General features: G+C 75.0%; 18 protein-coding genes. 7 read left to right on the forward strand and 11 right to left on the reverse strand.

Annotated features, from left to right (window positions below; genetic code table 11):
• Positions 1–5: 5 nt before the first annotated feature.
• The 3 genes from AQJ30_RS02360 to melC1 form a co-directional block, all read right to left on the reverse strand.
• The gene (locus tag AQJ30_RS02360) at positions 6–458 is read right to left on the reverse strand and encodes an SRPBCC family protein (protein ID WP_067228067.1); all 453 of its coding nucleotides are present in this window, start codon (positions 456–458) and stop codon (positions 6–8) included.
• Positions 459–550: 92 nt separating this feature from the next.
• Positions 551–1,375: a tyrosinase MelC2 gene (gene melC2, locus AQJ30_RS02365; protein ID WP_067228068.1), complete on the reverse strand. Its 825-nt coding sequence runs from the start codon at positions 1,373–1,375 to the stop codon at positions 551–553.
• Positions 1,376–1,523: 148 nt separating this feature from the next.
• Positions 1,524–1,943, reverse strand: a complete 420-nt coding sequence (gene melC1 / locus AQJ30_RS02370) for an apotyrosinase chaperone MelC1 (protein ID WP_067228070.1) — start codon at positions 1,941–1,943, stop codon at positions 1,524–1,526.
• A 324-nt stretch (positions 1,944–2,267) separates the two neighbouring features.
• Here melC1 and AQJ30_RS02375 point away from each other — a divergent pair, with 324 nt between their 5' ends.
• From AQJ30_RS02375 to AQJ30_RS02395, 5 genes are all read left to right on the forward strand, one after another.
• The gene (locus tag AQJ30_RS02375; protein WP_211278912.1) at positions 2,268–3,458 is read left to right on the forward strand and encodes an FAD-dependent monooxygenase; all 1,191 of its coding nucleotides are present in this window, start codon (positions 2,268–2,270) and stop codon (positions 3,456–3,458) included.
• A gap of 79 nt (positions 3,459–3,537) precedes the next feature.
• Positions 3,538–5,022: an MFS transporter gene (locus AQJ30_RS02380; protein WP_067228074.1), complete on the forward strand. Its 1,485-nt coding sequence runs from the start codon at positions 3,538–3,540 to the stop codon at positions 5,020–5,022.
• Complete coding sequence (locus AQJ30_RS02385; protein ID WP_067228076.1) at positions 5,019–5,705, forward strand: TetR/AcrR family transcriptional regulator; 687 nt, start codon at positions 5,019–5,021, stop codon at positions 5,703–5,705. Before AQJ30_RS02380 ends, AQJ30_RS02385 begins: the two co-directional genes overlap by 4 nt.
• Positions 5,706–5,717: 12 nt before the next feature.
• Entirely contained in the window at positions 5,718–6,701 is a 984-nt protein-coding gene (locus tag AQJ30_RS02390; protein WP_067228078.1) for an aldo/keto reductase, read from the forward strand.
• A gap of 109 nt (positions 6,702–6,810) precedes the next feature.
• Entirely contained in the window at positions 6,811–7,308 is a 498-nt protein-coding gene (locus AQJ30_RS02395; protein ID WP_211278913.1) for a DUF6328 family protein, read from the forward strand.
• Between the two features lie 184 nt (positions 7,309–7,492).
• On the opposite strand, the gene AQJ30_RS02400 is transcribed toward AQJ30_RS02395, so the two are convergent.
• Positions 7,493–8,464, reverse strand: coding sequence for an LLM class F420-dependent oxidoreductase (locus AQJ30_RS02400; RefSeq protein WP_067228081.1), 972 nt, complete (start codon positions 8,462–8,464; stop codon positions 7,493–7,495).
• 116 nt (positions 8,465–8,580) lie between these two features.
• Between AQJ30_RS02400 and AQJ30_RS02405 the strand changes: the two genes are divergently transcribed.
• Positions 8,581–10,014: a serine hydrolase domain-containing protein gene (locus AQJ30_RS02405; protein WP_067228082.1), complete on the forward strand. Its 1,434-nt coding sequence runs from the start codon at positions 8,581–8,583 to the stop codon at positions 10,012–10,014.
• A 24-nt stretch (positions 10,015–10,038) separates the two neighbouring features.
• On the opposite strand, the gene AQJ30_RS02410 is transcribed toward AQJ30_RS02405, so the two are convergent.
• The 7 genes from AQJ30_RS02410 to AQJ30_RS02440 all read right to left on the reverse strand — a co-directional run bounded on the left by AQJ30_RS02410 (position 10,039) and on the right by AQJ30_RS02440 (position 19,981).
• Entirely contained in the window at positions 10,039–11,691 is a 1,653-nt protein-coding gene (locus tag AQJ30_RS02410) for a serine/threonine protein kinase (protein ID WP_067228084.1), read from the reverse strand.
• Between the two features lie 152 nt (positions 11,692–11,843).
• Positions 11,844–12,803 carry a threonine/serine dehydratase family protein gene (locus AQJ30_RS02415; protein ID WP_067228085.1) on the reverse strand — a complete coding sequence of 320 codons (960 nt, stop codon included), beginning with the start codon at positions 12,801–12,803 and terminating at the stop codon, positions 11,844–11,846.
• 113 nt (positions 12,804–12,916) lie between these two features.
• Complete coding sequence (locus AQJ30_RS02420) at positions 12,917–15,877, reverse strand: helix-turn-helix transcriptional regulator (protein WP_067228087.1); 2,961 nt, start codon at positions 15,875–15,877, stop codon at positions 12,917–12,919.
• 92 nt (positions 15,878–15,969) lie between these two features.
• On the reverse strand, positions 15,970–16,323 hold the full coding sequence (locus AQJ30_RS02425) for a UBP-type zinc finger domain-containing protein (protein WP_067228089.1): 354 nt from the start codon (positions 16,321–16,323) through the stop codon (positions 15,970–15,972).
• Positions 16,320–17,819: an ATP-binding protein gene (locus AQJ30_RS02430; RefSeq protein WP_067228091.1), complete on the reverse strand. Its 1,500-nt coding sequence runs from the start codon at positions 17,817–17,819 to the stop codon at positions 16,320–16,322. The genes AQJ30_RS02425 and AQJ30_RS02430 overlap by 4 nt, the downstream gene beginning before the upstream one ends.
• A complete protein-coding gene (locus AQJ30_RS02435) occupies positions 17,816–19,492 on the reverse strand; it encodes an NAD(P)/FAD-dependent oxidoreductase (RefSeq protein WP_067228093.1) in 1,677 nt (558 codons plus the stop codon). The genes AQJ30_RS02430 and AQJ30_RS02435 overlap by 4 nt, the downstream gene beginning before the upstream one ends.
• 129 nt (positions 19,493–19,621) lie before the next feature.
• Complete coding sequence (locus tag AQJ30_RS02440) at positions 19,622–19,981, reverse strand: VOC family protein (RefSeq protein ID WP_067228896.1); 360 nt, start codon at positions 19,979–19,981, stop codon at positions 19,622–19,624.
• A 103-nt stretch (positions 19,982–20,084) separates the two neighbouring features.
• Between AQJ30_RS02440 and AQJ30_RS02445 the strand changes: the two genes are divergently transcribed.
• Positions 20,085–20,957: a universal stress protein gene (locus tag AQJ30_RS02445; protein WP_067228095.1), complete on the forward strand. Its 873-nt coding sequence runs from the start codon at positions 20,085–20,087 to the stop codon at positions 20,955–20,957.
• Position 20,958 lies beyond the last annotated feature (1 nt).

Below are 20,958 nucleotides of genomic sequence, written 5' to 3' on the forward strand. Positions count from 1 at the left end.
GCCGGTCAGATCACGGCGCCGCGCCAGCCGCCCGTCTCGCTGCCGCGGGACTCGATGAACTTCTTGAAGCGCTCCAGGTCGCCCTTGGTCTGCCGCTTCACGAACCCCAGCTTGTCGCCGACGGACTCGGTGACGCCCTCCGGCTGGAACTGCATCTGCAGCATCACCTTGGTGTGGGCGTCGTCGAGCCGGTGGAACGTCACGACGCCGGCCTGACGGGCGTCGCCGGAGACCGTGGTCCAGGCGACCCGCTCGTCCGGGATCTGCTCGGTGATCTCGGCGTCGAACTCGCGGTGCACCCCGTTCACACTGGTCACCCAGTGCGTCAGGGTGTCGGTGCGCTGCTCGATGCGTTCCACGCCGCTCATGAACTCGGGGAACGTCTCGAACTGCGTCCACTGGTTGTACGCGGTGTGCACCGGCACGTCGACCTCGATGGATTCCTCGACCTGTGACATGTGGGTCGTCCCCTCCTTCGTCTCGAGTGTGGTCCGGGGCGGGTACCCGACGTGCCGCGGCCCAACCCCGCTTTCCCGTACGCCAGTCGGTGTCAGTCGGTGTCGAAGGTGTAGTGCGGGGTGTGGTCGAGCAGGTCGGCCGGGGTCGTGTCGTCCCACGGCTTCATCGTCTCGTGCAGGTCGACGACCTGCGGCGTGCCGGCGGTCGGGGCGTACCCGACACCGGGGTGCCGGCGCTGCCACCGGGCCCAGAGCTTGTCGACGTAGGCGTGGTGGAGCCAGAACACCGGGTCGTTGGGGGAGACCCCGGTGGCCATCTGGCCGCCCACCCAGACGTGGACCCGGTTGTGCAGGTTGACGCCCCGCCAGCCCTCCAGGTGGTTGCGGAACCCGTCCGAGGCGCTGTTCCACGGCGCGCTGTCGTACGTCGCCATCGCCAGCACCGACTCCACCTCGGACCCGGTCGGCAGCTCCCGCACCCCGGCGCCGAGCGCCCGCCGCAGGTAGGTGCGGCCGTCCACCCGCACGGACACGGGCCAGTTGCCGGTGGCGGCGGCGAACGGACCGTCCGTCACCCGCCCGTCGAGGCTGCGTCCGGTGCCGCCGAGGAAGTCCGGCGCCCACAGCGAGGACCGCGGGGAGCGGTCGGCGGTCCAGTCCCAGTAGGGCAGCGCCACGGAGGCGTCGAAGGACTGCAGCGCCCGTTCGAACTCCAGCAGGAACCTGCGGTGCCAGGGCAGGAACGACGGCGAACGGTGGCCCGTGCGCTCGCCGTTGTCGGTGTCGCCCATGATGAAGGCGTTGTGCGTCGTGACGAAGGCGTCGTAACGGCCGCTGCGCTTGAGCTCCAGGACGGCCGCGACGAAGCGGCGCTTCTCGTCGGCGGTCAGGGTCGCCTGGTTCTTGCGGACGGTCATGTGCGGTGCTCCCGAGGTGCGGAGGGGGCGGACGGATCGGACGGGCCGGACGGGTCATACGGGTCGTGCGGCTGGTGCGGGGCCGGTGCGGCGGAGGGCTCGTATGGCCCGTACGGCCGGTTCGGGGTCACTTCGGCCGCTACGGCGGTCAGTTGGCGGGGAACGGCAGCAGCGGGGCGCCCTGGAGCTCGTCGACCGCGGCCCGGGCGGCGGCCCGCGGGGTGGGCACCGGGTCGTAGTGGCTGACCACGCTGATCCAGCTGCCGTCGGCGTTGCGCATCACGTGCAGCTCGGCGCCGTCGACGAACACGGCGTACCCGGCGCCGTGGTGACCGCCGTGGTGCTCGCCCGCGGCGACCGGCCGGCCCTGTATGCGGCGCCCCCGGTAGACCTCGTCGAACGGCGCGGGCGCGCCGTGGTCGTGGCCGCCCGCCGGACCGGTGGACGTGTCGTGGCCGTGGCCCCGCCCGGCGGCCGAGGCCGGGGTGACGACGGCGGCGGTGACGGCCGCGGCCGAGGTGAGCGCGGCCGCGGCGCCGAGCGCGCGGCGGCGGGTGAGTCCGGACATGCGGGACCTCCTGGGGTGCGGTGGGAACAGCGACCCCGTCTGCCTACCGGCCGGGTGGAGGGCGGGAGAAATCTCCCGGAACCGGTTGGCTGCGATCAGGACAATCACCCACAACCAGTGCAACCTTGAATGAAGATGATCTTGGCGTGCGCGGGGGTCGCGGGGATGCGGAGCGGGCAATTCCTTCCGGCGCAAGCGCTGTCCCCGATGATCTTTCGTCCGCCCCGCAGGCGCCGGTGGCGTGGGTCACGCGCGGAAAGTGACGCGATCCGCCTGCTACCCTGCGTCGTCAATCGACCACGTCAGGTAATGCAAGGGGTGCGCGTGAAGGTCGCCTGCGTCGGCGGCGGGCCCGCCGGCCTGTATCTCTCGATCCTGCTCAAGCTGCAGGACCCCGCCTACGAGATCACCGTCCACGAACGCGACCCGGAGGGCTCGACGTACGGCTGGGGCGTCACCTACTGGCGCGAGCTGCTCGACAAGCTCCACGCCCACGACCCCGTGTCCGCGCGGGCCGTCGCCGAGAGCTCCGTGCGCTGGAGCGAGGGCGTCGCCCACGTGCGCGACCTGGCCACCCGGCAACCCGGCGACACCGGGCACGGCATCGGCCGCCACCGCCTGCTGGAGATCCTCGCCGCCCGCGCCCGCTCCCTCGGCGTGCACCTGCGGTACGAGGACGGGATCACCCCGGACACAGTCCCCGACGCCGACCTGGTCGTCGCCGCGGACGGCGTCCACAGCGCCCTGCGCACCGCGCACGCCGACCACTTCGGCGCCCGCCTCACCCCCGGCCGCAACCGCTACCTCTGGCTCGGCACCCCCCACGTGTTCGACTCCTTCACCTTCGCCTTCGTGGAGAGCGACCACGGCTGGATCTGGTGCTACGGCTACGCCTACAGCCCCGAGCGGAGCACCTGCGTGATCGAGTGCGCCCCCGAGACCTGGACCGGGCTCGGCCTCGACCGGGCCGACGAGGCGGAGGGGCTCGCCACCCTGGAGAAGCTGTTCGCGCACGTCCTCGACGGCCGCCCCCTCGTCGGTCGCTCCTCGGGCGGGGGCGCCGCCCAGTGGCCGACCTTCCGCACCCTGACCAACCGCACCTGGCACCACGGCAACCTGGTCCTGCTCGGCGACGCCGCCCACACCACCCACTACTCCATCGGCGCCGGCACCACGCTCGCCCTGGAGGACGCCATGGCCCTGGCCGACGCGGTGCGCACGCACGACGGACTGCCCGAGGCGCTCGCCGCCTACGAGCGCGTCCGCAAGGCCGCCCTGCTGCCCGCCCAGAGCGCCGCCCGCCACAGCGCCCAGTGGTACGAGAACCTCACCCGCTACATCGACCTCCCGCCGGAGCGGATGTTCGCCCTGCTCGGCCAGCGCCACTCGCCGCTGCTGCCCCACGTCCCGCCCCAGCTGTACTACCGCCTCGACCGGGCGGCCGGACAGCTGGAGTCCCTGCGCCGCCTGAAGCGCTGGCTGGGACCCCGCCTGGCCCGCACCCCGCTTGGGTGAATGACGATTCACCGATAGGGTGAAAACCTTGGTGAATCACCATTCACCTGTTTTCCCCGCCCCGGCCGCTGGAGTGCGCATGGCGTCGCCCGCCCCGATATCCGCCCCGCCCGCCGCCACCGGCGGGCTGCGGGCCCGGCTCACCGTCCCGGTGCTGGCCTACTGCGGCACCCTCATGGCCGTCATGCAGACGGTCGTCGTGCCCCTGCTGCCGGACCTGCCGAGGCTGACCGGTTCGACGGCCGCGACCGTGTCCTGGATGGTCACCGCCCAGCTGCTGTCGGCCGCCGTCCTCACCCCGGTCCTCGGGCGCGCCGGCGACATGTACGGCAAGCGGCGCGTGCTGCTCGCCTCCTTCGCCCTGATGACCGCCGGCTCGGTGACCTGCGCGCTCACCTCGGACATCGGCGTGCTGATCGCCGCCCGCACCCTGCAGGGCGCGGCCGCCTCCGTCGTCCCGCTGTCCATCAGCATCCTGCGCGACGAACTGCCCCCCGAGCGCCGGGGCTCGGCCGTCGCCATGATGAGTTCCACCGTCGGCATCGGCGCCGCGCTCGGACTGCCCGCGGCGGCCGTCGTGGTGCAGTACAGCAACTGGCACGTGATGTTCTGGATGACGGCCGCACTGGGCGCCTCCGGCGTCGCCCTCATCCGCTGGGCGGTGCCCGAGTCACCCGTGCGCGAGCCCGGCCGCTTCGACGTCACCGGCGCGCTCGGCCTGGCCGCCGGACTGATCTGCCTGCTCCTCGCCGTCTCCCAGGGCGGCCAGTGGGGCTGGACCAGCACCCGGATCCTCGGTCTCGTCGTCGCGGCCGTCACCGTCCTCGCCCTCTGGGCGTGGCAGCAACTGCGCGCCGCTCAGCCCCTGGTGGACCTGCGGCTGGTGTCCCGGCCGCGCGTCGGCCTGTCCCACCTGGCCGCCTTGTTCACCGGCTTCGCCTTCTACGCCAACACCCTGGCGACGGCCCAGCTGGTGCAGGCGCCCGAGGCCAGCGGGTACGGCCTGGGCCTGTCCATCGTGGAGACCGGACTGTGCCTGCTGCCCAGCGGCCTGTGCATGCTGCTGCTCGCCCCGCTGTCCGCCCGCATCTCCGCGGTGCGCGGCCCCCGCGTCACCCTCGCGCTCGGCGCGGCCGTCATCGCCGCCGGGTACGCGGTGCGCATCGCCGACAGCCGCGACCTGGTGATGATCATCGTCGGGGCGACCGTCGTCGCGACCGGCACCTCACTGGCCTACTCGGCCCTGCCGTCCCTGATCCTCAAGGCCGTCCCGGCCGGCCAGACGGCCTCCGCCAACGGCGTCAACGTCCTGATGCGCACCATCGGCCAGGCCGCCTCCAGCGCCGTCGTCGCGGCGGTGCTCGTCCACCACACCAGCCCCGTCGGCGGACTGCCGGTGCCGACCCTGCGCGGCTACCTGCTCGCCTTCGGCATCGCGGGCGCGGTCGCCCTCGTGGCCTCGGCGGTGGCGCTGACCATCCCCGGGGACGCGCGGCCCGAGGAGCCCCGCCGGAAGCGGAGCGCCACCCCGGCCGTCGCGGAGGACGTGAGGGAGGGAGCATGAGTGCCGTGAGCACCCCACCCCCCACGGCGCGGGCGGACGGCCCCGCCGCGTCCGGCGCGCCGACCGCCGCCTCCCCGCCCGCTCCCGCCTCCGCCCGCCGGGACGCCGAGGCGACCAAGGCGGCCATCCTGCGCGCCGTCCGGTACCTCCTCGCCCGGCACGCGCACGCCGACATCACCCTGAAGGCGGTCGCCGAGCGGGCCGGGGTGAGCCCGCCGCTGATCCTGAAGTACTTCGGCAACAAGGACGCCCTGTTCGCCCGGGTGATGTCCTTCGAGGCCGACGCCGACGCGCTGCTGGACGCCCCCGTGGCGGAGCTCGGCCGCCACATGGTGCGGCACGTCGTGTCGAGCCAGCGCGAGCGCGGCGCCGACCCGCTGCTGCGCATCGCCTTCGCCCCGCTCCACGGCGAGCAGGGCGACATCCTGCGCGCCAACTTCCGCACCCAGGTCACCGAGCGGCTGACCGCCCGGCTGGACGGCGCCGACGCGGCCGTACGCGCCGAACTCGCCGTGGCCGCCGTCCTCGGTCTCGGCGTGATGTACGGCCTCGCCCGCGGCGACGAGCTGCGCGCCCTGCCGACCGAGTCGATCGTCGACCGCTACGGCCCGACGGTGCAGGCCCACCTCACGGGCGGGCCCGCGGGCGGACCGGCCGGTGCCGCGCCGCCACCCCGCGGGTGACAGACTGGCGCCATGGAAGAGCGCGCATTCGGTAGGTCCGGTCAGCATGCGTCCGTCGTCGGCCTCGGCACCTGGCAGCTGGGCGCCGACTGGGGCGACGTCGACGACAAGGAGGCCCTGTCCGTCCTGGAGGCGGCGGCCGAGTCGGGGGTGACCTTCTTCGACACCGCCGACGTCTACGGCGACGGGCGCAGCGAGCAGACCATCGCCGCGTTCCTCAGCGGCCGCCCCGACCTGCACGTGATGGTGGCCACCAAGATGGGCCGCCGCGTCGAGCAGGTCCCCGAGAACTACGTGCTGGACAACTTCCGCGCCTGGAACGACCGTTCCCGCCGCAACCTCGGGGTCGACCGCATCGACCTGGTCCAGCTGCACTGCCCGCCCACCGCCGTCTACTCCTCCGACGAGGTCTTCGACGCCCTCGACACCCTCGTCGAGGAGGAGCGCATCGCCCACTACGGCGTGAGCGTCGAGACCGCCGCCGAGGCGCTCACCGCGATCGCCCGGCCCGGCGTCGCCAGCGTGCAGATCATCCTCAACCCGTTCCGCATGAAGCCCCTGTACGAGGTGCTCCCCGCGGCCCGCGCGGCCGGCGTCGGCATCATCGCGCGCGTGCCGCTGGCCTCCGGGCTGCTGTCCGGCAAGTACACCAAGGACACCGTCTTCCCGGAGAACGACCACCGCACCTACAACCGGCACGGCGAGTCCTTCGACCAGGGCGAGACCTTCTCCGGCGTCGACTACGAGACCGGCGTCGAGGCCGCCGTCGAGTTCTCCGCCCTCGCCCCCGAGGGGTACACGCCGGCCCAGCTCGCCCTGCGGTGGATCATCGACCAGCCCGGGGTCACCACCGTGATCCCCGGTGCCCGCTCGCCCGAGCAGGCCCGCGCCAACGCGGCCGCCGCCCGGCTGCCCGAGCTGTCCGAGGAGACCCTCGCCGCCGTGCGGGACCTGTACGAGCGGCGCATCAAGGACCAGGTCGAGGGCCGCTGGTAGCCGGCCCCGGCAGCTCGCCGGGAACGGCCGCCGGCCGACGAGAGGAACCGCGTCCACGGGGTAGGCGGTAGGGCAGATGAACAGGCTCTGAACCCGGGGAGGACGCACCGTGACGGTCATAGGCAACGACGCCGAACGAAGAAGAGGGCGCAACGAGACCGAGGAGGAGCGCGCCGACCGGATGTGGGGCGAACTCATCCAGGAGATCCGCGTCGCCCAGACCGGTGTGCAGATCCTCTTCGGCTTCCTGCTGACCGTCGTGTTCACCCCGCGCTACGCCCGCCTGGAGGACGTGGACCAGGTCATCTACATCGTCACCGTGGTCCTCGGCGCCTGTGCGACCGGCGCCCTGATCGGCCCGGTGTCGCTGCACCGCCTGGTCTCCGGCCGCCGCGTCAAGCCGCAGGCGGTGCAGTGGGCGTCCCGGCTGACCGTGGTCGGCCTGCTCCTGCTGCTGGCCACCATGACCGCCTCGCTGCTGCTCATCCTGCGCGTCGCCACCCACGACGCCTTCGTGCCCTACCTGGTGGCCGCCGTGGTCGCCTGGTACGGCCTGTGCTGGTTCATCCTGCCGCTGTGGACCCGGCGCCGCTACACCTCGCAGTGACCCGCCGGCGCCGCCGCGCCCGGTGCGGACGCGGCGGCGCCTCGGTCAGCGGTCCAGCGCGGCGAGCTGCCGGTCGTGCAGCCGCCCGAGGACCAGCACCGAGACGGCGGCGCCGCGGTGGCGGCATGAGTACGGCTACTCAGCCGGCCCCCGCCGCCGCACCCCCCCCGTGCCCGGCCGTCCCTCAGGCGAAGGCCTCACGCAGCGCGGGCAGCAGGGTCTTCTCCGACCAGTCCAGGAACGGCTCCTGCGCGTCCCCGCCGATCTGCACCAGCGCGACCTCGTCGAACCCCGCCTCCACGTAGGGCCGTACGGCCTCCACGAACGCGTCCGGGTCGTCGCCGCACGGGATGGACGCGGCCACGTCGTCGGGCGTCACGAACTGCGTGGCCGCCTCGAACGAGTCGGGGTGGGGCAGTTCGGCGTTCACCTTCCAGCCGCTGCCGAACCAGCGGAACTGCGCGTGCGCCCGCTTCACGGCCGTCTCCCGGTCGGTGTCGAAGCTGACCGGGAGCTGGCCCACCCGGGGCTTGCCCGCGCCGCCGTGCCGGTCGAACGCCTCCAGCAGCCCCGCCTTGGGCTCGGTGGCGATGACCAGGTCCGCGAAGCGCCCGGCCAGTCGGCAGGACTGCTCGCCGGAGACCGCGATCCCGATGGGCGGCGGCTCGTCCGGCAGGTCCCACAGCCGGGCCGACTCGACGTCGAAGTGGGTGCCGTGCCGCGTCACGTGGCCGCCCTTGAAGAGCGCCTGGATGATTTCCACGGCCTCCTCGAGCATCTCGTGCCGCACGTCCACGGCCGGCCAGCCGCCGCCCACCACGTGCTCGTTGAGGTTCTCCCCACTGCCGAGGCCCAGCCGGAACCGGCCGCCGGACAGCAGCTGCATGGTCGCCGCCTTCTGCGCGACGACGGCCGGGTGGTAGCGGACGCTCGGACAGGTCACGTAGGTCATCAGCGGGATGCGCGTGGTCGCCTGCGCGGCGGCCCCCAGGACGCTCCAGGCGTACGGCGCGTGGCCCTGCGCGCGCAGCCACGGGAAGTAGTGGTCCGAGGTCACCGAGAAGTCGTACCCGACCTCCTCGGCCCGCACCACGTGCCCGACGAGCTCACGGGGGCCCGCCTGCTCGGTCATCATCGTGTATCCGATTCGCACCATGGGCCCCGAGTCCCCGGACCGGGGCGGGGGAAAACGGCCCGGCCCGGCGCGGATCCGGCGCATCTCACACGGCACCCCCGTCGAAACCGCCCCGCCGTCCGCGTGAGGATGTGGGCATGACACTCCCCCAGAGCACCCCCGGCGCCCAGGGCGTCGACGCCTCGGGTGTCCTCGCCTTCCTCGACGCGGTCGAGACGGCCCCCGGCATCGAGCCGCACAGCCTGATGGTCCTGCGTCACGGGCACCTCGTCGCCGCCGGCTGGTGGGCGCCGTACACGCCGGAGCGCCGACAGCTGCTGTACTCGGTCAGCAAGAGCTTCACCGCCACGGCCGCCGGTCTCGCCGTCGACGAGGGACTGGTCCGCCTCGACGACCCGGTCCTGTCGTACTTCCCCGAGCTGGACGCCGGGATCACCGACCCGCGCAGCCGCGCGCTGCGCGTCCGGCACGTGGCGGCGATGGCCAGCGGGCACGCCGACGAGACCCTGGACCGGGCTCGCGCCCTGGACCCCGGGGACCTCGTGCGCGGCTTCCTGCTGCTGCCGCCCGACCACGACCCGGGCACGGTCTTCGCCTACAACCAGCCCGCCACCTACGCGCTCGCCGCGATCGTCCAGCGCGTCACCGGACAACCCCTCACCGCGTACCTGCGCCCCCGGCTGCTCGACCCGCTGGGCATCGGCGACGTCGCCTGGCTGCGCGACCGCTCCGGCCGCGAGCTGGGCTTCAGCGGCCTGCACGCCCCGACCGACGCGCTCGCCCGGCTCGGCCAGCTGTACCTGGGCCGGGGGGAGTGGCGGGGACGGCGGCTGCTGTCCGAGCGGTGGGTCGCCGAGGCCACGCGGGAACACGTCGCGACGGCCGGGGCGATGGGCGACGGCGAGGGCGACCGGCAGGACTGGGACCGGGGCTACGGCTTCCAGTTCTGGCGCTCCCGGCACGGCTACCGCGCCGACGGCGCCTACGGCCAGTTCGCGCTGGTGCTGCCCGAGCACGACGCCGTGGTCGCGCTGACCGCGGCGGCCGTGGACACCCAGGGCCTGCTGCGGCTGGTCTGGGACCACCTGCTGCCCGCCTTCCGGACCGCCCCCGTCACGGGGCGCGAGGACGCCGAGGCCGCCCTGGCCGAGCGCCTGGCCGGACTCGCCCTGGCACCCGTGTCCGGCAAGACCGCACCGCCGGACCGGGCCGAGGCCTGGTCGGGCGCCGCGTTCACCCCGGGCGACGGGGGGTGCGCCGACGTGCCCGGCCTGACCGGCGCCGTGGTCGCGCCGGGTCCTGACGGCTGGACGGTGACCCTCACCGAGGCCGGCCGGCCGTTGGAGCTGGGGCTCGGCGCGGGCGGCTGGTCCGTGTCCGAACGGCCGTTGCCCCTCGCGGTCAGCGGTGGCTGGAGCGACGGCGACCGCCTCGCCGTGGACGTGGTGTTCCTGGAGACCCCGCACCGGTTGCGCCTGACCTGCACCCTGCCCGACCGCACGCTCAGCGCCCGCTGGGACACCACCCCGCTGCACGGCCCGGCGCTGCACCGGATGGCTGCGCCGAGCTGAGCACGGGGCACGCGCCCGCTGTTCTCAGGTCCCGCCCGGCCGGAACGTCCGCAGGACGGTGGCGAGGGCCCGCTCGTTCCCCGGGCGGTCCCAGTCCCCGGCGGGCGTGGTCCAGCGCAGCGAGAAGCCGCGGTTGCCGCCGAGCAGGAACCCCCGGCCGAAGGTCCGCACCCGGGTCCCGCCGACGTCCGTCAGCCACTCCATGTCGGCGGCCCGGTACCCCTGGTACGTCGTCGCCCGGATCTCCCCGAGGCGCCGGAACCCGGCGAGCTGCCGGAGCCCGGGCTCGACGTCCTCCCGCCACACGGCGACCGGGTCCGGCCCGACGCGCTCGCTGTAGGTGACCGCGAGCGTGCGCGGGTCGTCCGGCGCGCCGAAGGTGACCCGGTAGGCGAGGCCGTCTTGGCGCGCGGTGTCCAGGCGCCGCCAGCCGTCGGGCAACGCGACCGCGAAGCCCTCGGGGGCGCGGTACAGCGTGAAGCCGGCCGGGAGGGCGCCGCCCGAGGGCGCCGGGGCCGGGCCGGTGGACGCGAACGGCCCTGAGGAGGGCGTGGCCGGGGCGGCCGTGGCGGACGGGGCCGACCCGGACGGGTCCGGAGCGGAGGGCGATGGGGCGGAGGGCGACGGGGCGGGGGAAGGGGGCGACGAGGCCGACGCCCGGCCCGGGCCGCCGCCGGACGCCCGGTCTGCGGTGCCCGGCAGCTGCCGCGTCACGGCCAGCGCGGCCACCGCCACGGTCACGACGGCCAGCACGGTGCCCACCGCCATCACCCGGCCACCGCGGCGCGGGCCCGCCCGGCGCGCCGCCACGTACGCCCGCCGCAGCCCGCGCGCGGACAGCGCGTGCGGGTCGGCGTCCAGGACGCGGGCCAGCGCCGCGCGCACCTCGGCCCGGTTCGGCCGCTCCCGGGAGTCCTTGCGCAGCAGGCCCTGCACCGTCGGGCCGAGCGGACCCGCGCGCAGCGGGGTGCGCAACGGCAGCCGGTCGACGCCCCGCAGGGTCGCCTCGGGCCGGTCGCGGTCCCGGTACGCGGGCCGGCCCTCGACCATCGCGTACAGCATCGCGCCGAGGGCCCACAGGTCGGCGGCGGGCCCGATCCGCTCGTCGCGGGCCTGCTCGGGCGAGGCGTACGACGGCGCGGCGACCCGCGGCACGAGCCCCGCCCCGGCGAGGCCGAAGCCGGTCAGCACCACGGGACCCCGGTCCCGCACGAACACCTGACCGGGACTCAGCTCGCCGTGGGTGATGCCCTGGGCGTGGGCGGCCTCCAGCACCTCGAGGACCTCCAGCCCGACGGCCGCCGCCCGGACCGGGTGGAACGCGCCCTCCTGCTCCATCAGCTGGCCCAGCGGCCGGCCGTCGATCCACTCGGTGACGGTCCACAGCGCGGTGCGCTCCACGACCGCGTCGAGCACGGCGGCGATCCGGCCGGGGCACAGCCGGGCCATCGTCCGCGACATGCGCACCACCCGCTCGGCGGCCCGGCGCATGTCCTCCTCGCCGGTGTCCGGGGGCAGCCGGGTCCAGGTCACCAGACAGGGGCGGCCCCGCTCCCCGCCGTCGGTGTCCTCGCCGTACCAGCTGACGCGGTGCGTCTCCTGGTGCACGACGTCGAGGAGCCGGTACTTCCCGGCGACCACCTCGTGGGTGGAGCCGTGCGCCTCGGCCATGGTCATCCCTCGCTGAACCCCGGACTCTGCTTGCCCAGTGGTACGACGGCCGGGACGGCGAGCGTTCAAAGGAACCACACATCCGGCGCGATTCCTGTCTTTTGTTCAGTCAGTTCGGACGCCAGGAGCCCGGTAGCCCGTAGCCCCCGGCAGCCCGGTCAGCGCAGCCCGAAGCGCTCCGCCCAGGCCAGGACGTCGCCGGTCGTGGCGTTGCCGCCGCAGACCACCAGGCCGAGCCGCGCCCCCTCGCCGACCCGCTCCAGGACCCGGCGGGCCGCCGGCAGCAGACAGCCCGCCGCCGGCTCGGTCCACAGCTTCGCGTGCTCCGCGAAGTCGAGCGTGCCCGCCACCGCCTCCCGGTCGGGCACCACCAGCACCTCGTCGACCAGCGCCGAGACGTGCGCGTAGGTCAGCTCGGAGACCGTCGGGGCGCTGAGCGTGGACACCACCGACGACAGCCCGACCGGCACCGGGCCGCCCTCCGCCAGCGCCCGCGACATGGCCTCGGCGCCCTCGGTCTCCACGCCCCAGATCCGCACCCCGGGCCGCCGGGCGCGCAGCGCGGCGGCGACACCGGAGATCAGCCCACCGCCCCCGATGCTGACCAGGACGTCGGTGAGGTCACCGGCGTCCTCGGCGAACTCCAGGCCCACCGTGCCCTGGCCCGCGACGACCAGCGGATCGTCGAACGGGTGCACCAGCGTGAGCCCCTCGTCGCGGAGCCGGCCCACGAGCTCGAAGGCGCCGTCCATGGTGTCGGTCAGCCGCACCGAGGCGCCCGCCTCCTCGGCGATCCGCACGGCGCGAGCCGGCGCCGAACGCGGCATGACGATCGTGGCCTTCACGTGGAGCGCCCCGGCCATGTGGGCCACGGCGATCCCGTGGTTGCCGCCGCTGACCGCGACGACGCCCGCGGCCCGCTCGGCCTCGCTCAGCGAGAGCAGCTTGGCCGTCGCGCCGCGCGACTTGAACGAGCCGGTGCGCTGGAGCAGTTCGAGCTTCGCGGTGACGGGGGCGCCGAGCAGCGCCGTGAGCCCGGGGCTCGGCACGGTGGGCGTGCGGATCACGTGTCCGGCGATCAGGTCGGCGGCGGCTTCGATGTCGGAGATGCCGATCAAGGCGGTTCACCCTTCCGGCGCGGAACGGAGATCCGCGCCCCAGGGCACCCTCACCCCGGGCGGGGGCCCAGGTCAACCGTGGTCCGTGACCGCCCCGCCCCCGGCGCCCCGGCTCAGCCTGACGCGCCCACCCCGGGCGTGATCAGCCCGTCCCGGTAGGCGATCGCGACCGCCTCCGTGCGGCTGCCCGCGCCCAGCTTCGCCAGGATGTTGGAGACGTGGACGCTGGCGGTCTTGCCGCTGATGAACAGCTCCTCGCCGATCTGCCGGTTGCTGCGCCCGAGCGCCAGCAACCGCAGCACGTCGCCCTCCCGGGCCGTGAGCACCGACGCCCGCTCCGGCGCGCCCGCGCCCTCGCCCAGCCGCCCCCGGCGGACCAGCGCGTCCACCCGCTCCAGCAGCGGCCCCGCGCCCAGCCGTACGGCCGTCTCCCGCACGGCGCGGGCCTCCCGGGCCGCCTCCGCGCGCCGCTCGGCCACCAGCAGCGCCTCCGCGTACCGCAGCCGACAGCGCGCCCGCTCGTAGGCGTCGCCGTAGGCGAACGCGGCGACCGCCTCCTCCCACAGTGCCGGGTCCGGGCCGGTCACCGCACGGGCCTCCTCCGCCTCGGCGCGGGCCAGCCAGGCCATGCCCTCCGGGCCCTGCGGCCGGCCCGTCACGCCGCGCAGCGCACGCTCGCGGGCCAGGTCGGCCAGCTCCCGCGCCGTGCCCGCCCACCGGCTCGCCGCGTCCTCGTCACCGGTCAGGCGCGCCTCCACCGCCGCGTCGGCGACCGCCGCGAGGGCGAGCGCCGCCAGCCGCACCGCCACGTCCGGGCCGGTGCCCCTGACGTCGGTCAGGGCGTCCACCGTCGTACGCACCTGGGCCACCGCCGCCCCGGCGTCCCCGCGCAGCGCGGCCGCGTCGGTCAGCGCGATGCCCGCGACCAGCGTGGCCATCCAGTCGAACGGCCCCTCGAGCAGCGCGCGCGCCCGGTCGGCGGCGCCGTCCAGCTCCCCGCGCGCCAGCCCCACGTGCAGCGCCGGGGCCACGGTGTACCCGCCCGACGCGGGCAGCACCGCCGCGTCCGCCTCCGCCGCCTCGACGCACGCGTCCCAGCGGCCCAGCGTGTACAGCACCACCAGCTGCAGGTACCGCATCTCCATCGGGTACGGCGATGACAGCAGTCCCGCCCGGCGGGCCCGGTCGAGCCCCTCGGCGAGCCACGGCAGGCTCTCCTCCAGCTCCCCGGACTCGTAGGCGCCGACCGCCAGGTTGTACAGCGCCCGCAGCTCCACGGGAGCGTTGCCCGCGCGCCGGGCCAGCTCCCGGGCCTCGGTCAGCCGGGCCCGGCCCTCGGGCGAACGGCGGCCGTCGCCCTCCAGGTTGGCGAGCGAGACCAGCAGGTCCGCCTGCGCGTCGGTCACCCGCAGCCGCTCCGCGACGGCCAGCGCGCGCCGGCCGACCCGCAGGGCGGTGTCGTCGTCGCCGACCTGCCGCGCCGCCAGCACGTGCGTGGCCGCCGCCCACACCCACGTCGGTGACGGCGGCTCGGCGGGGATCATCTCCAGCGCCTCGCTGCTGTAGGCGTAGGCGGCCCTCAGGCTGTCGACGCCGAGGAGGTTGCCGGCGAGCGTGTAGCGCACCCGGGCGGCGAGTTCGGAGTCGGCGTCCTGCCCGACGCCCGCCAGCGCGGCCCGGGTCAGCGACACCGCGCGGTGCGACTCCCCGGCGTGCGCGGCCGCGGCCGAGGCCCGCAGCATCAGCGTGACCCGGTCGACGCCGTCGCCCGCCGGCCGCTCGGCCGCGCCCACCGCCTCCCACAGGTCCAGCGCCGCCTCCAGGTGCCGCAGCTCCTCGGCGGGCGCGCCGACCCGCTGGGCGTGGCCCGCGGCCTCCAGGGAGGCGGCGAGCGCCGCGGCCGGGTCGTGGCTCTCGCGGTAGTGGTGGGCGCGCTCGGCCGCGGTCTCCGCCGTAGGGCCCCGCCCGGCCAGCAGCCGCGCGAACGCGCCGTGCAGGCGCGCCCGTTCGCCCGGCAGCAGGTCGCCGTAGACCGCCTCGCGCGCGAGGGCGTGCCGGAAGCTGTACGTGTCGCGCTCCCCGGCGACCAGCAGTTGGTGGCCGACGGCCTCGCGCAGCGCCGACTCCAGCGCGTCGTCGGGCAGTCCGACCGCCTCCCGCAGCAGGTCGTGCTCCACCCGCCGGCCCGCCACGGCCGCCGTGCGCAGCACCTGCTGGGCGGTGTCGGAGAGTTGCTCCACGCGGATCAGCAGCACGTCGGCGAGCCCGCTCGGCACCCCGCCGCCCTCGGAGCCGGTCGCCGCGACCAGCTCCTCGGCGTAGAACGCGTTGCCCTCGGCGCGCTCGACGATCCGGCGCACGGTGGCGTCCGGCAGCGGCCGGTCCTCCACCGACCGCACCAGCCGCGCCACCTCGGCGTCGGCCAGCGGCCGCAGCTCCAGGCGCTCGACGGCCGGCAGCCGCACCAGCTCGGCCAGCAGCGGCCGCAGGGGGTGGCGCCGGTGCAGGTCGTCCGCGCGGTAGGAGGCGAGCACCGCCAGCCGGTGGCCCGCCGTGCGGCCGGTCGCCGGCTGGAGCACGCCCCGGCTGAGCAGGAACCGCAGCAGGTCCCGCGAGGACTGGTCCGCCCAGTGCAGGTCCTCCAGCACCAGCAGGACCGGCGCCGCCTCCGCCAGGTCGGCGAGCAGCGCGGCCATCCCCTCGAACAGCCGCAGCCGCCCGCCCACGTCCCGCACGGCGTCGGGGCCGCCGCCCAGCATCCGCTCGGCCTCGGGGTGCGCGGCGAGCACCGGGGCCAGCCGCTCGTCGGCGGCGACCGCGCCCAGCACCTCGGTGAACGGCAGGTACGGCAGGCCCACGTCGCCGAGGTCGACGCAGTGCCCGGTCAGCACGGTCACCCCGGCGCGCGCGGCCCGGCCGGCCATCTCACCGAGCATCCGGGTCTTGCCCACGCCCGCGTCCCCGGCGACCAGGACGGCCCGGGCCTCCCCGGCCCGCGCGCGCTCCAGTACGCGGGACAGCCGGGCCACTTCCTCGTCCCGGCCGATGAGCGGGGTGCCGAACGTCCGTGCCACGTCCCCATCCTGGCACGCGGCACCGACAGCGCCCGGGGGCGAGCCGGGGCCGCCGCCCTCCGGCGGGCGCGGCGCCGTGCGGGAGGCGGGGGTCACCGATGCAGCGCGCCGGCCCAGTCCGCCGGAACCCGTCCCGCGGGGCCCGGGGCGGGCTGGTCGGCGGGGTGGCTCGCGGGCCCGGCCAACTCCGGCCCGGAGTCGTACAGCTCCTCGGTGGAGTAGTCCCAGAACCACTCCTCGCCCGGCTCGAAGCTCTGCACGACGGGGTGCCCGGTGGCCCGGAAGTGCGCCGTGGCGTGCTGCGCGGGGGAGGAGTCGCAGCAGCCGACGTGCCCGCACCGGGCGCAGCGCCGCAGGTGGAACCACCAGCCGCCGTCGGCGTCGCACTCCACGCAGCCGTCACCGCTCGGCGGGACGGCGGGGTCGATCGCGTCGGGCTGGGTCATACCGGCTCCTCGGTGGTCTCGGTCTCGGGCGTGGTCCCGGTCCCGGGCGTGGCTTCGGTCCCGGGCTCCGGCGCGGTCAGCGGCAGCAGCACCTGGAAGCGGGTGTCGCCGGGCACCGACTCGACCTGGATGCTGCCGTGGTGCTTGTTGACGACGATCCGCCAGGAGATGTCCAGGCCGAGGCCGGTGCCCTCGCCGACCGGCTTGGTGGTGAAGAACGGGTCGAAGATCCGGCCGCGGATGTCGGGCGGCACGCCGGGCCCGGTGTCGCGGAACTCGACCAGGACCCGGTCGCCGTCGCGCGCGGTGCGCACGGTGAGCGTGCCGCCGTCCCCGTCGCCGTCCATGGCGAAGACCGCGTTGTCGACGAGGTTCGTCCACACCTGGTTGAGCTCCGCCGGGTAGGCGGGCACCGGCGGGAGCGTGCGGTCGTAGTCCTTGACCACCTGGATGCGCTGCCCGATCTTCCCGGAGAGCATCACCAGGGTGCTGTCGAGCAGTTCGTGGACGTCGACCACCCGGTAGGGGGCGCGGTCGAGCTGCGAGTACTGCTTGGCGGCGTCCACGAGGTGCGAGATGCGGGTGGTGGAGTCCGCGATCTCGTCCATCAACAGCTCGGTCTCGACGGTGTAGTTGAGCCACCCGACGGCCCCGGGCAGGATCTCCGCGTCCACCGTGGCGGCGACCTGCTCCAGCCAGTCCACGTCGAGACCGGCCTGCACGAAGGTCGGCGCGATCCGCCAGCCCTCGGCGATGTCGTGGTCGTCGAGCCAGTCGGTGAGGGTGTCCTCCCGGTCGGACGCCTCCAGCGGGCTCAACGTCGGGGCCTTGGCGACCCGTTCGGCCGTGCGCTCCTGGATCTCGATGAGCCGGGCCAGCGCCTCGGGGTCGTACGCCCCGGAGGCGATGACGCCGAGCTTGTGCCGCATCTTCGCCACCCGCTCGCGCAGCGTGGCCGTGGCACGGACGGCGGCGGCCGCCGGGTTGTTCAGCTCGTGGGTGAGCCCGGCCGACAACGAGCCGAGCGCGAGCAGCCGTTCGCGCTGCCCGATGGCCCGCTGGGTGTTCTTCGACCCGAAGAACAGGCCCTCCAGCAGGTGCGCGGCCATCGGGAACCACTCCTGCATGACCGCCGCGAACGACTCGGCGGGCAGCACGAAGAACCGTGTCGGCTCGGTCACCCGCATCGAGTTGTTGTAGACCTGCGGCACCCGGTCCCCGAGGTAGGCCTGCATGGCGCCCGCGTACACCCCGCGCTGCGAGGTGCGGCTGACCTCGACGTCGTCGCCGCCCACCCGGCGGGAGAGCACCACGGTGCCCTCGATCATCACGTAGAAGCAGGTCGCCGGGTCGCCCTCGGTGTAGACGGGCCCCGGCTCGAACCGCTCCACCCGGCCCTCGGCGCACAGTCGGCCCAGCTGCTCGGGGGACAGCTTCTCGAACAGGAACAGGGAGCCGACCTCACCCGGGCTGCACGGCATCGGCTGCCCGCTCATGACTGCTCCAGGTAGCGGTGGACGAGCATCACGGCCATGGCTCCCTCTCCTACGGCGGACGCCACGCGCTTGGCGGACTCCGCCCGCGCGTCGCCCGCCACGAACACGCCGGGGACGTTGGTCTCCAGGTGGTACGGCGGCCGGTCCAGCTCCCAGCCGGCCGGCGGGCGCCCGTCGGTGGTCAGGTCGGGCCCGGCCAGGATGAACCCGCGCGGGTCGCGCAGCACCGTGCCGTCCAGCCAGTCGGTCAGCGGCGCGGCGCCGATGAACACGAACAGCCACTGGGCGTCGACCAGTTCGCTCTCCCCCGTCTCCACGTCGCGCAGCGTCAGCTGCTCCAGCCGCTCGGGCCCGTGGGCGGACTCGACGACGGTCCGGGCGCGCACCGAGATGTTCGGCGCCTCCTCGATCTGCTGGATCAGGTAGTGCGACATGGACGCCGACAGGTCGGCCCCGCGCACCAGCAGTGTCACCGACTTGGCGCCCCTGGCGAGGTACATCGCCGCCTGCCCGGCCGAGTTGGCGCCGCCCACGATGTAGACGTCCTGGCCCTGGCAGGCGGGCGCCTCGGTGAGCGCCGAGCCGTAGTACACCCCGCAGCCGGTGAGGGTGTCGCAGCCGGGCGCCGTCAGCTGGCGGTAGGACACGCCGGTCGCGAGGATCACGCTGTGCGCGGCGATCGCCGATCCGTCGGAGAACCGGACCACCCGGGCGGAGCCGTTGACCTCCAGACCGGTCACCTCGCGCGCGGTGAGGATCTCGGCGCCGAACTTGGCGGCCTGCCGCCGCGCCCGGTCGGTGAGCTGGGCGCCCGAGACGCCGTCGGGGAAGCCGAGGTAGTTCTCGATGCGGGAGCTCTGCCCCGCCTGCCCGCCGGTGGCCGACCGCTCCACCAGCACCGTGCGCAGGCCTTCCGACGCCCCGTACACGGCCGAGCCGAGGCCCGCCGGGCCGCCGCCGATCACGACCAGGTCGTAGAACTCGGCGGTCGGCGTGGTCGCCAGGCCGACGTGCGCGGCCAGCTCGGGCGGGTCCGGCTCGACGAGGGCGCCGCCGTCGGGGGTGACGACCAGCGGCAGCCGCCGTCCGTCCTGCCCGGCCGCCTTCAGCAGCCGCTGCCCCTCGGGCTCGTCGGAGGAGTACCAGCGGTACGGCACCTGGTTGCGGGCCAGGAACTCGCGGACCTCCGAGGACCGCGCCGACCAGCGGTGCCCGACCACCTTGGTGCTGGGCACCGGCCGGTGGTCGCTGGTGCGCCACGCCTCCAGCAGGTCGTCCACCACCGGGTAGAGCTTCTCCTCCGGCGGGTCCCACGGCTTGAGCAGGTAGTGGTCGAGGTCGACGACGTTGATCGCGTCGATCGCCGCGTTGGTGTCCGCGTACGCGGTCAGCAGCACCCGGCGCGCGCCCGGGTAGACGTCCAGCGCCTGCTCCAGGAACTCGATGCCGTTCATCTGCGGCATCCGGTAGTCGGCGAGGATCACGGCGACCAGGTCGCCGCGCAGCTTCAGCTCGCGCAGCGCGTCCAGCGCCGACTCGCCGGACTCCGCGCGCACGACGCGGTACGAGGCGCCGTAGCGCCGCCTGAGGTCACGGGCGACGGCACGGGAGACACCCGGGTCGTCGTCCACGGTCAGGATGACGGTCCGCGCGGTCTCGGCGGCCTGTGCCATACGTCTCCCACCCCGAGTGATCGGCAGTGCGGCCGGTGACCCGCCCGGGTCGCCGTGCCGGCTCGCTGCCCATCGTATGTTCGATCGTTCTTTCGTGCCGTGCGGTGCCGTGTCGTACCGTCGCCGTGCTCAGGACGGCCGGCGGGGTCCCAGCACGCAGAACTCGTTGCCCTCGGGGTCGGCGAGCACCACCCAGGGCTCGTCGCCGCTCTGGCCGACGTCGGCGTGCCGGGCGCCCAGCGCCAGCAGCCGCTCGACCTCCGCCCGCTGGTCGACCGGCCGGAAGTCCAGGTGCAGCCGGTTCTTGCCCGCCTTGCCGTCGGTGCTGCGGCCGAACAGCAGGCCGGGCAGCCGGTCGGGCGCGGGCCGGATCTCGTATTCGTCGGGGCTGTCGTCGACCACCGCCCAGCCGAGCGCCTCGGCCCACCAGCGGCCCAGCGCCCGCGGATCGTGCGCGTCGACGACGACCTGCTCCCATTCCAGCGTCATGACGGTCAGCGTAGGCACGGTGGGGAACACTGTGCGAGACGTTTTCGATCACGCCACCCATGACACGCACGCACACGTGCACACGAACACGAGGAGCAGCCGCATGACGGGCCCCATCACCGCGGGAGTCGACGGGACGGACGAGAGCCTCGCCGCGCTCGCCTGGGCGGCCCGGGAGGCCGTACGACGGGACGCGGCGCTGCGCGTGGTGCACGTCTGGGAGTTCCAGCCGCACGCGGCGCCCGACGTCGCGGACCGCGCCTCCCAGGAGAGCTGGGTCCGCGAGGGCGTCGCCGGGGCCGTGCGCACGGTCGCCGAGCGGCACCCCGCGCTGGAGGTGACCACCGACGTGCTGGAGGGACCGCCCGCCGACACGCTCCTGGAGGCCGCCCGGGACGCCGGGATGCTGGTCCTCGGCTCGCGCGGCCACGGCCCGGTCGTCGGGTTCCTGCTGGGCTCGGTCGGCCAACAGGCGATCACCGAGGCCGCCTGCCCCGTGGTGTCGGTGCGCTCCGGCGACAAGGCGTCCGACGAGGTGGCCGGGCACGAGGTCGTCGTCGGCCAGCAGGGCGGGCCCGAGGACAGCGCGGCCGCCCTGCGGTTCGCCTTCGAGACGGCCGCCGCGCGCGGCGCGTCGGTGCGGGCCGTCCGGGCCTGGACGCTGCCGCCGGTGTTCGCCTACAGCCCCGGCTCGCTGCGGCTGCTCGACGAGGCGGGCGGCCTGGAGCCGTTCGAGCGGCAGGCGCTCGGGGCGGTGCTGGCGCCCTGGCGGGAGCGGTTCCCGGACGTGCCGGTCGTCGAGCACGTGGAGATGGGCAGCGCGGCCGAGGTGCTGCTGTCGGTGTCCGGGCGGGCCCAGCTGCTGGTCGTCGGCCGCCGCGCGCACCGCACCGCCATCGGCGCCCGGATCGGCTCCGTGGCGCACGGGATGCTGCACCACGCCGACTGCCCGGTGGCGGTCGTCCCGCCGCGGTGAC

It is taken from the genome of Streptomyces longwoodensis, from assembly GCF_001514125.1.
In the GTDB taxonomy this organism is placed as follows: domain Bacteria; phylum Actinomycetota; class Actinomycetes; order Streptomycetales; family Streptomycetaceae; genus Streptomyces; species Streptomyces longwoodensis.